At 58.2% G+C, this 12,333-nt stretch carries 11 protein-coding genes; 6 read left to right on the top strand and 5 right to left on the bottom strand.

Features of this window, described 5'->3' with window-relative positions; genetic code table 11:
* Positions 1-7: 7 nt before the first annotated feature.
* The 3 genes from KFJ24_RS14080 to pdsR are packed head-to-tail and all read right to left on the bottom strand — an operon-like array spanning position 8 to position 4,072.
* Positions 8-1,315 (bottom strand): DUF3422 family protein, encoded by a 1,308-nt coding sequence (locus KFJ24_RS14080; protein ID WP_250831718.1) that lies wholly within the window; start codon positions 1,313-1,315, stop codon positions 8-10.
* Positions 1,316-1,330: 15 nt separating this feature from the next.
* Positions 1,331-3,367 (bottom strand): ATP-binding protein, encoded by a 2,037-nt coding sequence (locus tag KFJ24_RS14075; protein WP_250831717.1) that lies wholly within the window; start codon positions 3,365-3,367, stop codon positions 1,331-1,333.
* A gap of 3 nt (positions 3,368-3,370) precedes the next feature.
* The gene (gene pdsR / locus KFJ24_RS14070; protein ID WP_250831716.1) at positions 3,371-4,072 is read right to left on the bottom strand and encodes a proteobacterial dedicated sortase system response regulator; all 702 of its coding nucleotides are present in this window, start codon (positions 4,070-4,072) and stop codon (positions 3,371-3,373) included.
* 191 nt (positions 4,073-4,263) lie between these two features.
* Here pdsR and KFJ24_RS14065 point away from each other — a divergent pair, with 191 nt between their 5' ends.
* The 5 genes from KFJ24_RS14065 (at position 4,264) to KFJ24_RS14045 (ending at position 8,474) form a co-directional block, all read left to right on the top strand.
* A complete protein-coding gene (locus KFJ24_RS14065) occupies positions 4,264-6,384 on the top strand; it encodes a marine proteobacterial sortase target protein (RefSeq protein WP_250831715.1) in 2,121 nt (706 codons plus the stop codon).
* Complete coding sequence (locus KFJ24_RS14060; protein WP_250831714.1) at positions 6,381-6,974, top strand: class GN sortase; 594 nt, start codon at positions 6,381-6,383, stop codon at positions 6,972-6,974. Before KFJ24_RS14065 ends, KFJ24_RS14060 begins: the two co-directional genes overlap by 4 nt.
* A gap of 46 nt (positions 6,975-7,020) precedes the next feature.
* On the top strand, positions 7,021-7,719 hold the full coding sequence (locus KFJ24_RS14055) for a lysophospholipid acyltransferase family protein (RefSeq protein ID WP_250831713.1): 699 nt from the start codon (positions 7,021-7,023) through the stop codon (positions 7,717-7,719).
* 105 nt (positions 7,720-7,824) lie between these two features.
* A complete protein-coding gene (locus KFJ24_RS14050; RefSeq protein WP_250831712.1) occupies positions 7,825-8,067 on the top strand; it encodes a GlsB/YeaQ/YmgE family stress response membrane protein in 243 nt (80 codons plus the stop codon).
* A gap of 2 nt (positions 8,068-8,069) precedes the next feature.
* Positions 8,070-8,474, top strand: a complete 405-nt coding sequence (locus tag KFJ24_RS14045) for an MAPEG family protein (protein ID WP_250831711.1) — start codon at positions 8,070-8,072, stop codon at positions 8,472-8,474.
* A 58-nt stretch (positions 8,475-8,532) separates the two neighbouring features.
* Here KFJ24_RS14045 and KFJ24_RS14040 read toward each other — a convergent pair whose 3' ends face one another.
* Positions 8,533-8,979: an OmpA family protein gene (locus KFJ24_RS14040; protein WP_250831710.1), complete on the bottom strand. Its 447-nt coding sequence runs from the start codon at positions 8,977-8,979 to the stop codon at positions 8,533-8,535.
* Between the two features lie 326 nt (positions 8,980-9,305).
* Here KFJ24_RS14040 and KFJ24_RS14035 point away from each other — a divergent pair, with 326 nt between their 5' ends.
* Positions 9,306-10,751, top strand: a complete 1,446-nt coding sequence (locus KFJ24_RS14035) for a rhomboid family intramembrane serine protease (protein ID WP_250831709.1) — start codon at positions 9,306-9,308, stop codon at positions 10,749-10,751.
* A gap of 18 nt (positions 10,752-10,769) precedes the next feature.
* Here KFJ24_RS14035 and KFJ24_RS14030 read toward each other — a convergent pair whose 3' ends face one another.
* Positions 10,770-12,224, bottom strand: coding sequence for a hypothetical protein (locus KFJ24_RS14030; protein ID WP_250831708.1), 1,455 nt, complete (start codon positions 12,222-12,224; stop codon positions 10,770-10,772).
* Between the last annotated feature and the right edge of the window lie 109 nt (positions 12,225-12,333).

Genomic DNA, 12,333 nt, shown 5'->3' with positions numbered 1-12,333 from the left:
GCGTTTGCTACTGCCGCTTGGCCAGTTTCAGGAAGCGGTGATGGATTGTCCGGACGCCGAAAAACACCAGGATCATGGTGGTGGGGATAGCGACGCCGAGTATCAGTGACTTATTAAAGCTGAATCCGGCGTCATACATGGAGTCCAGTCCCAGCTTCAGCAGGCCGATCAGGTAGTAGGAAATCGCGACTACTGAGAAGCCCTCAACGGTATGTTGCATCATCAGCTGAATTTTAGAGCGCCGGTCCATGGAGGTCAGCAGCTGCTGGTTCTGGCTCTGGATTGCCAGCTCTACCCGCGTACGCATCATGTCCGAGGCGCGATCCACGCGTTTTGAAAGGTCCTCCAGCCGTTCGCTGACCGCTTCACAGGTTTTCACCGCCGGTGTCAGTCGGCGAGTCATGAATTCGGTAATGGTCAGGTGGCCGGAAAGCTCGTCTTCCCGCAGTTCTTCCAGTCGGGTCAGAACCAGCCGGTGGTAGGCCCGGGTGGCGGAGAACCGGAACGTAGAATGGGCCCGGAAGGCTTCAATCCGTGCCGCAATGTTGGTCAGCTGGGCCAGCAGTCTCTGCTCGTCAACATCCTGGTTATCCGCAAGTGCCTGGGTGATGATGGCCATTTTCTGGTCCATGTCGTTCAGGGCCGGCGTGATCTCCCGGGCGACCGGAAGCGCCAGAAGGGACATTAGCCGATAGGTCTCGATCTCCATCAGGCGCTGGGTCAGTCGGCCCAGCTGGCTGTCTGACATGTGATGGTTCATTACCATGAAGCGGCCAAAACCGTCACTGTGAAGCTTGAAGGTGCCCCAGACCCGGGCCGCGCCTTCCTGCGGGCTGCTGCCAACCAGTCTCATGCCCTCAAAATGCTTGCGCACATAGGAAAGGTCGCCATTGGCATCGTCGGTGGCCGGACGAATGTCCAGATGGAAAGCGGCGACCACAGTACCTGCCAGCTCTTCCAGCCAGCCTTCCGGCAGTGGCGAAATGCCGGTTTCCGAGAAGGGAGCGTCGTCACTGGTGGCCAGGTTGGTAAACGTATAGGTGGCAAACTCCATGTGCATTTCACGGCGCACACGGAGGGTGCCGAAGGTCTGCTCGAAACAGCCAACCTCGTGCTCCGGCCAGGGATAGCCCAGGCGCCGATGCAATGCCTGCAGATGCGAAAACTGCTGCAGGCGTTGTTCTGGTGTTGTCAGGACGGCCATCTGGGTTACACGGGCGGGTGTGGGTAGGACCTGGAAGGGGCGTGAGTGCAGCTCGTTGTAGAGATCATTCCGTAGTGGATGAATGTCCAGGGATTCCAGTCGAGCGCTCACGGCGATGTCCTGTGGTCAAGTGTTGGCTGTCGGAATGATAACGCGGAAACGCACCCCGTCAATGGTACCTTGGACGGCATTCGCCGCTTCAACACGGGCGCCATGGTAGTCGGCAATAAGCCTGACAATGAGCAGCCCCTGGCCCAGGTGGCCTTCCTCCCGGCCATCACGCAATGATACGAACGGACCGAAGATGTCAGTGGCCTGGGTGCCCGGAAGTGCCGAGCCCTGGTTGAATACCGAAAGGCACAGTTCGTTGGAGGTGCGTTCAAGATTTACTTCAATCACCCCGTCTGCCGGGGTGAAATCCCGGGCGTTATCCACCAGCTTATCCAGAAGCTGAACCATGAGCTCGGGTGAGCCGGTCATTGTGCAGCCCTCCGGTGGTCCGGCATAGCGAATCCGGTGTCGCTCGTCGAGAGCCTGATAGGCTTCGGTGGCCTGGGCGACAACGTTGGCGAGATCGAAGGTTTCCTTGTCGGCATGGTCGAAGCTTTGTTCAAGCCTTGCCGCTTCACTCATGCCGTTCAGTATCTGACGCAGCCGGTCGGTGGCGCTTGCTGCCCGCTCGATGTATTGCTCCCGCTCGGCGTCAGACTCGCTGTGGCTCAGGTTTTCGAGAGATGAGCGAACCACGGCAACCGGCGTTTTCAGTTCGTGGGAGAGGCGCCTTGAGAAGCTTTCAAGATAGCGGTTATAGCCATGCAGGCGATCTACCATTTGGCTGAAATGGCGTTGCAACTGCCCGAGCTCGTCCTGAGCCCGGGATGCCGGAAGTGTGCCTGTGATTCGACCATCCTCATCGATGCTCGCGCTGACCGCACGCTGCAGTCGGGTAATGCGCCAGGACAGCCAGCTGGCATACCCCAGGAGGACCAGCGTCAGGCCGATGATAATCAGGGTGCTGCGGGCAATCACCGAGCCCAGCGCTGAACCTGAAAGCGTGAGCTGCTGATCCAGTGACTGTTCCAGAATCAGCTGGCGACCGCCGAACACCGGCTCCCTGGTCATCAACCAGGCGCTGCCGTCCTCGTGCCGAACCAGTCCCTCCGGCGGCAGCGTGTCGATCGTCAGGCGGTTTATGCCCGAGCTGATCGGTGCGGGTTCGGGCTGGTAAAACTGAACCAGGGCCCGGAGGGCATTGAGGCTGATCCGTTCGATGACCTGAAGCGGACTGAGCTGATCAAACTCTGGTTGAGAATCGCTGGAGGGGGCGTTCTGTCTTGCGGTTATCCAGCCGCCCGGCTCCAGGATCCGGACATGCTGGCCCCTGTTCAGGCGGGGTTCAAGCTTGCGCTCCAGCAGTCGATTCCGGCGCACAAGGACGGGGAGTGGGTCGAGAGAGGTGCTGACACCCGAGACATTGTCACTCTCCGGCCAGCGAGCCGAAAACCCGAGCCGGCTGCCCTCCGGTGGATCAGGCAGTCGCAACTCCAGTTCCCACTTATTGGTTTGTGGCCAGACCCCGAGAATACGATAGTCCGGCCGATCGGTTTGTTTGCCGCGCAGACCATAAACTTCGCCCGGCTGGGTTGTGCGGATAAGCCAGGATTGTCGGTGTGCGGGTTGCGCAACATCATCGCCCGGAGGCTCGATCCAGAGCTCGAGACGGTCGTGGGACTGTTGCGGTGAGGCAGGATTAAACCGCTCCGGTTGTCGGTTGTTAACACGAACGAACAGATAGAGATGCAGGCCATCGGAAGCCGCCTGCCACTGGAGGCCGGGTTGCCCGGCCTGCTGGGGCTGCCCGGCAGTCTGCCATGTCTGAAACGGCTCGCCGTCTTCAAAGCCGGGCCAGTCGTTGGCATACCCGTCCAGGTTAATTTCGCGGTCGATGGACTCGACAAAGATTGCAGGCGTGTCCGTCGTCACTGGAGCCTGCCCAATCAGCTCATCGCCCACGGTTTTCGCCAGTCGTTGGGCATGTTCCCGGAGTTGCTCCCGGGCCTGTTGGCGCAGGGCATCGTCGAGCTCCAGCACAAATTGCAGGCCAGCCCAGGGTATAAGCAGCATGAGCAGGCTGGCAACGAGGAGTTGGCGCTTGAGAGTCAACGGTCAAACCTCATGGGCGTTCCAGCGGTAGCCCATGCCGTAGGCCGTATGGATGCCATCGAAGCTCTTGTCCATCTGGACAAACTTGCGGCGGATCCGCTTGATGTGGGAGGTCACGGTGTTGTCGTCCAGCACCGTGCTGGCGGCCTCCATCAATTGGTCCCTGCTTCGCACATGTCCAGGGTGCTGAACCAGCGAATGCAGCATCCAGAATTCGGTAACGGTCAGGTCGATGGGCTGGTCGTCCCACGCTACCGTCATCCGGTCCACGTTCAGCGCGAGACGTCCTCGCTGCAGCACTTCATCCGGCTTTTGCAGGGCCTCGGCCCAGGCTTCTGCCCTGCGCAACAGGGCGGTTACCCTGGCCAGCAGATGATCCATGCTCATGTCTTTGGTCACGTAGTCGTCGGCACCCAGGCGCAGGCCATGTACGGAATCAATATCACTGTCCCTGGCGGTCAGAAAGATGATCGGCAGGGTCTGAGACAATCCCCGGAGGTCCTGGCAGAGGGCAAAGCCACCTTCAGGCTCGTCGCCCAGGCCAACATCGATAATGGCGAGATCCGGCAGCCCCTGCCGCAACACCTGCCAGGCGGAAGACCGGTCGCCATAGACAGACACCCGGTAACCCCGGCGTTCGAAGGCAACGCGGTAGTTGTCGCGGATGGCGGGTTCGTCTTCAATCAGAACAAGGTGTTTCTTCATGTCTATGGCAGCTTGGCTTGGCAATGTGTCCCTATTTAAACATGGCAAGCGAGGAGAACAAGGGCGAAGCCGATCGTTGCCATAATTGATCATTTTTTGCGGCCGGAATGTCTGGTTTTGCCACCTCAGTAACTTGCGGGATTGCTGCAATGACGGCACATCGACCAGTCATGCAGTAAAAGGATCCCGACATGATGCTCTCCAGCAGTCTGTTCAAGCTAACACCCACGCTCACGGACAATCAGCACCGCCGACTAAGGCGCTTTATGGAAGGCGTCAGCCTTTGGTTGGCGGTCCTGCTGATGCTGTTTGTGCATCCACTCTATGCCGAAGCGAATCAGGCTGATACCGAATCCGCAGGCCTGCTGCGGTTTGTTGATGATGCCGGCCGCTGGCAGGAACCGGCGATTATTCTGGAGAGCGAGTTTGATGTCCAGGTCAGCGGCCTGATTGCCGACAGTCGCCTGTCCCGGCGTTTCCGCAACAGCAGTGACCAGTGGCGTGAGGGCGTATTCGTATTCCCGCTGCCGGAGAATGCCAGTATTTACGGGCTGACCATGAAGGTTGGCGCAAGGACTGTCGTTGGCAAGGTGCGACCGAAGAAGGAAGCGCGGGAGGCCTACCAGGCTGCAAAAGCCTCGGGGCGTCACGCCGCGAACGTTCAGCAGCAGCGTCCGAATCTGTTCACCGCGCGGGTGGCGAACATCCCGCCGGGTGAGACAATCGCGGTCGAGCTTCGCTTCCAGCAACCGGTTGACTACCGGGCCGGTGTTTTTGAACTGCGCCTGCCCACGACGCTGACGCCCCGGTACATGCCCGGCAAACCAGGTGTTGAGGAGCCGCAGGAGTGGCAGCAGGGTTGGTCGGCCCCCACCAGCGGCGTGCCGGATGCCACTGATATAAGTCCCTTCACCGTCCGTACCAATGATGTGTCTGATGCCAGTCATCGTGCCTCGATTCGAATGGCGATTGATGCAGGCTTGCCGCTGGCGCGAGTCTTCAGCCCCACCCATAGACTGGTTACTCGACTGGATGGCCAGAAGGTGGAGGTGGAGCCCGAGGGTGGGCAAATGCTCATGAATCGGGACTTTGTTGTTCGTTGGCAACCCCTGGCAGGCCGGGAACCCACCGCAGCAGTTTTCCACCAGCACTGGCAGGATCAGGATTACCTGATGGCGATGGTTGTCCCCGGTGTTGGCCAGCCCCAGGCGTTGCCCCGCGAACTGGTGTTTGTAATCGATACCTCCGGTTCCATGGCTGGCGAGTCCATCCGGCAGGCCAGGGCTGCCTTGCAACGGGGCCTGAACACACTCACGGCCAACGACCGGTTTAATATCGTGCAGTTCAATAATCAGACTCACGCCCTGTTCATGCAGTCTGAAATCGCCAGTGGCAACAATCTCGCCCGTGCCCGGCGATACGTGGATCGTTTGCAGGCGGATGGCGGAACAGAAATGGCACCGGCACTGGCGATGGCTTTGCAAACGCCGGTGAGCCAGAGCGAGGCCCCTCTTGATCTGGTCAGGCAGGTGGTGTTCATCACCGACGGTGCCGTGGGCAATGAGGCGGCACTGTTCGGGCAGATCCGCCAGCAGCTGGGTGACCAGCGTCTGTTTACAGTAGGTATTGGTTCGGCACCCAACATGCACTTCATGCGCGAGGCCGCCCGGTGGGGGCGGGGCATGTACACCGCCATCCAGGATCCCACAGATGTCAGTGGGCCACTGGAGACGCTTTTTTCCGCTATGGAAGCGCCCGCGTTGACGGATATTGATGTGCAATGGCCGTCCGGGGCTGCGGCTGTGGAGAGCTTTCCGGCAAGACCCGGAGATCTTTTTCAGGGCGAGCCGCTGGTTCAGGTTGTCCGGGGAGTAGCTCCGGCAGGTGTATTGAAAGTGTCCGGAACCTTACCTGGTGGCAGAACCTGGGAACGAGCTCTGGATCTGCAACAGGCGGCACCGGCCAGCGGCCTGAATCGCCATTGGGCGCGCGAGAAAATCGACAGCTCGCTGGATGAAGCCAAAACCAGCGGGCAAGAGCCGGATAAAGCGGGCATTACGGCTCTGGCCATTGAGCATGAGCTGGCGTCGCCGTACACCAGCTTTGTGGCTGTGGACACGACACCTGCAAGGCCAGCAACAGTCCCCGTCACCACAGAATCGCTGCCAACCCTATTGCCGGCAGGTAGCAAAAACAGCATGTTGCGATACCCGCAGACAGCCACTATTGCGCCCTTGCTGAAGGCTTTGGGCCTGACCGGTTTGATGTTTTCGGTGGCTATCGTTCTGCTGCAGCGGAGGGTTTCCGCATGAGCCGACTATTGCTAATGCTGTTAACCTCGTCCGCTACCTTGTTGGTATTCGGACTCTGGATTCCACTGAAAGCTGTCATTGCCCAGGAGTTGCTGGAAATGGCCTGGTCGGAAAGTCAGGCCAGACAATCGGAAACCCGTCCCTGGCCCTGGGCAGATACCTGGCCCGTTGCGAAGCTCACGGTGCCTACCCTCGGGAGCTCAATGATTGTTCTGTCCGGAGGGCATGGAGAGAGCCTGGCCTTCGGGCCGGGCCAGTTAATGGGCAGCGAGAACGGTGTCGGGCCGATTGTGATTGCCGGTCATCGCGACACCCACTTTCAGCAACTGAAGTACCTTGAGACAGGGAGTGAGGTGCGGCTTCAGGGCCGCGATGGTGACTGGCAGGGTTATCGGGTTCTGAACGCTCGGATTGTCGACAGCCGGTCAGAGCGGATCGATACCGGGCAGTTTACGGACGATACGCTGCTGCTTGTGACATGCTATCCCTTTGACAGCATGGATGCGGGTGGACCACTGCGTTATGTGGTTGAGGCCCGTGCAGAAGTACACGATGACCTTGATCAAATTGACACTGTTGCCGGGATATAATTTTGGCGTACACTTGTGCGCCAAAAACTGTTTACAGAGTCGTTTCATGGGTGCTTTGAGAAAACTGCTGGCATGGTTAAGCGTTCCGCTGATCTGCCTGTTTGCGCTGATACTTTACATCGCACGTCCTTTCAACCCGGACAACAACCGTCTTCTGGGTTGGACTGTCGCCCGTTTCGGGCGCGCTCTACTGGGTTTGGCACGTCCACTGGAAGGGTGGGAAAACATGCCGAAGGACCGGCCAACGGTCGTAATCGCCAATCACCAGCACAACGACGATCTGTTTGTGGTGGGCGATTTATTGCCTCCCCGCACGGTGACAGTCGGTAAGTCCTCGCTGGTATGGGTGCCTTTCTTCGGGCAGGTGTTCTGGCTCGGCGGCAACGTCATTCTCAATCGTGCCCGTTCTCACAAGGCCATTTCGGTTATGCGTGCGACCAGTGATGCGCTTGCCCGTGATCGCAAGAGTCTCTGGGTCTTTCCAGAGGGCACTCGCAGCCGCGGCCGTGGTCTGCAGAAATTCAAGAAGGGCGCCTTCCATGCGGCAATCGCCTCCGGTGCCCCGGTTACTATTGTCTGTGCCCGCCAATACCAGGACAAGACAATCGGTTGGAGCGGTCGGCGTGAGCCGGTACCTGTGCGAATTCTGCCACCGATTGAAACGACAGGCATGACCGCAGAAGACATTCCTGATCTGATGGCCCGTTGTCATCAACAGATGGCAGAAGGCATAGCCTCACTCTAGAAACAGCCTCTTATCGCATGGGAAGTCCTTGAAGCACCCATGGAAACAGGGCAGTCTTTGCGAGTCTGATCACTTTGTTCAATGACCCCCAGGGAGAGGCTGAAGATGAACCTGATTTTGTTCCTGATTATAGGTGGTGTGGCTGGCTGGTTGGCCGGATTGATCATGAAGGGCCGCGGATTTGGTGTTCTGGCCAATATTGGCATTGGTATCGTCGGTTCATTTATCGGCGGTTTCGTGTTTCGCCTTCTCGGCCTGGCGGCTCAGGGAGCGGTTGGTGAACTGGTGACGGCGACGGTTGGCGCCATACTGTTGCTTGCCATCGTCAGCAAGATCAATAAGGCCTGAACATGATCGTACCTGTTACCGGAGTGTTTGCCGCGGTTATCGGCATTCTTTTGCTGGTGCTTTCTGCCCAGGTTGTTAAATTCCGCCTGAAGCACAAGAAAGGCCTTGGCGTTGCAGACGATCGTGATTTCGAGTCCGCGGTGCGAGCCCATGCCAACCTAGTGGAATATGCGCCGCTCGGTCTCATTATGCTGGCGATTGCCGAACTCAATGGCGTTCCCGGTGGTCTGATTTACTGGACGGGCATGGGGCTGGTTGTCGGGCGTATTCTGCACGCCTGGGGAATGATCAACGGTCGTGGTGGCCCACACTGGGCCCGCATGAGTGGGATCCTGCTGACATGGCTGGCCATTCTGGTGACGGCGCTCTTGCTGTTTTGGAACGTCTGGCAAGTCTACGGTAGTTAAGCCGCTTTGCAGTGAGCGGGGCCAGGCGGGCCCCGTTCTTTTTCCAACCGGCGGCCAGTCAGCCCTGAAGTGCCTGGGTTATTTCCTGGGTCATGTACTCCAGTTCTACCCTTCGGTTGGCAGCATGGTCTTCCGGCGTGGCCAGGGGGCGACTTGAGCCCCACCCCTTCAGTATGATCCGGGATTCCCAAACGCCTTCTTCAATCAAAAGCCGAGCCACGGCGTTGGCCCTGAGCCTTGCCAGAAACTGGTTGTAGTCTTCCGCGCCAAAATTGTCCGAGTGGCCATGAATCCGAACCCTGATGTTCGGATTTTGTCTCAGATAGTTAGCGTGTTGTTCAAGGGTAGTCTCATCGTTGGCGTCCAGCGCATGCTTGTTGAAGCCGTAGTGAAACTTCATCCGATGAGGTCGTTTTGCGTCAGTGGCAAGTTCTGAGGCAGCAAATCCCGAGGCGACAGCGGCTTTGGCAATCAGGTCCGGGTTATCCAAAACGAGTACGGTCATTTGCAGTATCCTTGATTCCAGTATCCGGTTTTTCTTGTTATTCCCGCTCACTATTGGCTGGAGCGGGAACAACGGCAATTGGCGAATGGTCGATAGGGCTTTGGCCTGATCACTCAGTGACACTGATTAAATGTCATTTCTGTGACTCCCAAATGACAACGTCGGTTGCGATGGCTAAAACGGCACACCTTTTGTGGGCACGAGCACATTTCCCGACTTGCACCCATATCTCCCCTTCGCCGAATACCATTTGAGCGCGAAAAGAAGGCCTTACTGTGGTAAAAAACAGGTTTTCAAGGACCGATTGTGATGAATTGTGACTGCCCATGCTGATAATCCCTGCTGAGAATGCCGTTAACTGGAGACGTCCGCCCTGGATCACCCTGGGGCTGATGTTGGCCTGTGTCATGATTTTCCTGTTTTACCAGGGAGGCGACAGCCGGAAGATTGAGCAGGCCGTTGAGCAGTACGTCGAATCCGGCCTGCAATCCCTGGAAGCCCCTGCCTATGAGGACTATCTGCAACGGCAGATACAGTTTGAGGGTGCGGAAAGCCGGGCTCGTGAATTGCAGCAATTCCAGAAACTTCAGCAGGAGGATGAGCAGTTCTGGCTGGCCGTCAGCCTTCTGATGGACCGGGAGTTCTATCACTACCTGAAACAAAACCAGGGTGTAATCTGGGCGCCAGCAGAGCAGGCGCGCTGGAACGAGCTACGCACCCCCATCGAAGATCAGTACATCGCCAGGCTGAGTTCCTTCCAGCTTGGGCTGGTACCGGCAGATCTGTCTCTGTATACGCTGGTCACTTACCAGTTTCTGCACGGGGGATGGGGGCACATTATCGGTAACCTGGTATTCCTGTTTCTGCTCGGAATTACCGTGGAAAAGGCGCTGGGCCCCGGTCGTTTCCTGATGGCCTACCTGCTCTGTGGAGCCCTTTCGGGGCTGGTTTTTACCGCCTTCTCGACGGGGAGTCATGTGCCGCTGGTCGGTGCCTCGGGCTCTATTTCCGGGTTGATGGGCATGTACGTCGCTATCTACGGTCTTCAGAGAATCCGGTTTTTCTATTTCCTCGGGGTTTATTTCAATTATTTCCGCGCACCGGCTATCGCCATGCTTCCGGTGTGGGTGGGCAAAGAAATCTATGATTACTGGTTTGCCGGCGCAACCGGCATTGCTTACATGGCCCATGCCGGTGGTCTTCTGGCCGGCGCCGGGTTGGTCTGGTTGCTGGGTCGCAGCTGGTTTCAGGTGCGCGAGGAGTTTTTCGAGCCGGAGCAGGACGAGCAGGATGCCCGTTTCACCAGCAGCTATGCCCAGGCTATGGCCAGTCTGGGACGGATGGAGTTTGATCTGGCAAAAAGGCAGTTTGAAGCATTGCGTGAGCATTATCCGGATCGCCCAATCCTGTTGGAGCACTTGTATCAGTTGGCCAAGCTGCGGCCAGACCTGCCGGAATACCGGGACCGTACCCGTGAACTGATGAATGACGCGCTGGCACGCCGGCAGCCAGAGCAGATGATTGAGGTCTGGCAGGAGTTTTTGGGCAAGGGCGAGCGCTATCAGCCATTGAGCGCCGAAGACCACAACCGGGTGTTGTTCACGGGCCTCAAACAGCAGGACCTGAAGGCGGCGGAAAAAGCCTTTGAACGGCTGCGTGGTACCGGTGACGAGTTACTGACTTCCGAAGCGTGCCGGTTGTTGGTGGAGGAGTTTGAAAAGCGCCAGATGGCACCAAAGGCGCGCCATTACCGGCAATTGCTACAGGCATAGTGGGAAGCCTCGCCCGCCCTAGTCTTGCACTGCGAAATTTGCCTTCGGTCCTTTCAGCGGTTCCCGCTTTTCGGCCTGAGCCAGGTAGGTCGCGATCTGCTCGTGCAGCGGATGGTTCCCGCACCGTTTCTGGATAAAGGTCAGGAACGCGGTCGCTTTCTCCCACTGATTCAGCCCATTTGCCAGCGTCTGCGCTACCAGCAGATAGGCCGGTGCCAGCTGCTCGCTGTCCGGGAATCGTTTGTGGAAATCCTGAAGCAGTCGCAAAGCCGGCTTGAATTGCCCCCGGTGGTAAAGGGTGCGGGCACATCGTACCGATAGTTCCGGATCTTCCAGTCGAAATTCAGGTTCTGCCCGTTGCAGGCTTCCCAGCAGGGTGGCCATGCCATCACCATCGTTGCGGTCGGCCAGCCAGCCGAGCAGGCGGGGATGGTAGCGGTAAAGCTCGGTGGTGTCGTTTCTCGCGGTTAACAGCTGGTAAAGCTGGCCGATACGAAGGCTGTTGTCCCGGTCTCGCTTCAGGGCCTCTTTCAACATGGTCTGAACCCGGTCAAAGTTGCCGTCTTTCAGGTTCATGTCGATGTCCGCGTCAAAACGTGCGCTGCGATCACGCTGACTGAGGTCCTGGCCCTCGGTGTCGTCTTGCAGGTCCGCAGCGAATCCCAATTCCTCCTGGTACTGGAATAACAGGTAACCCAGCATATGGAACAGGATCAGGGTGAAGGTACTGTTCAGGAAGCCGGCGAGGGGCTGGGAGACCCAGAACGGGAAATGGTTAACGGCGAAATCCTGAGCCGCGCCGGACGCAAAGACCATCAGGATCAGGTAGCCGTAGAGCAGGAAGTAGGGGCTGCCAATGCGGGAAATCAGCAGGGCCAGATTCATCGGATTCACGGCCGCACCCACGGAGCGTTCCATAGCCAGAACCATGATGCTTGCCGGCAGGGCCAGTACCACGAAAGCGAGTGCCAGCAGCATCAGGATGGGCCCGCCGAGCATGGCGGCGGTGGTCACCAGTGCGCCCATAAGCACGAACACCAGTAACTGCAGAATGACAATGTCGAAGCCACTGCCGGTAAAGGCGACCGAAACCGGCGGTGGCTTGAGATGGCCTTCAGCGGTGTAATTGATAACGGCATAGGTGTACTTGAACAGGGCCAGAGCCAGTACCAGGCCTATGATAAGACCGATCAGATTGGCGGGTGCAATGACCGGCACCAGCGTGCAGATAGCAATGACGATCAACGGATCGCTGTGGAACGGGTAGCGGAAGAAGGCACCGATCCGGTTCCAGAACGGGACCACTTCCGTGGCTGCGCCCAGGTATCGCATGGCCTTGCTGCAATGAGGGCAGAGAGCCCGGCGCTGGCGGGTATCGGCATCGGGCATGCAGCGGCTGCAATAATGCGTCTGGCACTCGCCGCAGTGCCACTTGGCCGGGTCGCCGGGATGGTAATGACAATCGTGTTTCACAGCTGGCCTTTGTCCTGGTCCGTCAGAAAATTGATGGCCAATGATGACAGAAGTCATCAGCCACCGCAGCTAACCGGTTAACAGGTAGACTATTGTCAGGCACTGAACG

It is taken from the genome of Marinobacter sediminum, assembly GCF_023657445.1.
GTDB lineage: Bacteria > Pseudomonadota > Gammaproteobacteria > Pseudomonadales > Oleiphilaceae > Marinobacter > Marinobacter sediminum_A.
Note: the sequence above shows the minus strand (reverse complement) of the source record. Positions and strands in the feature narration are given on the sequence as shown.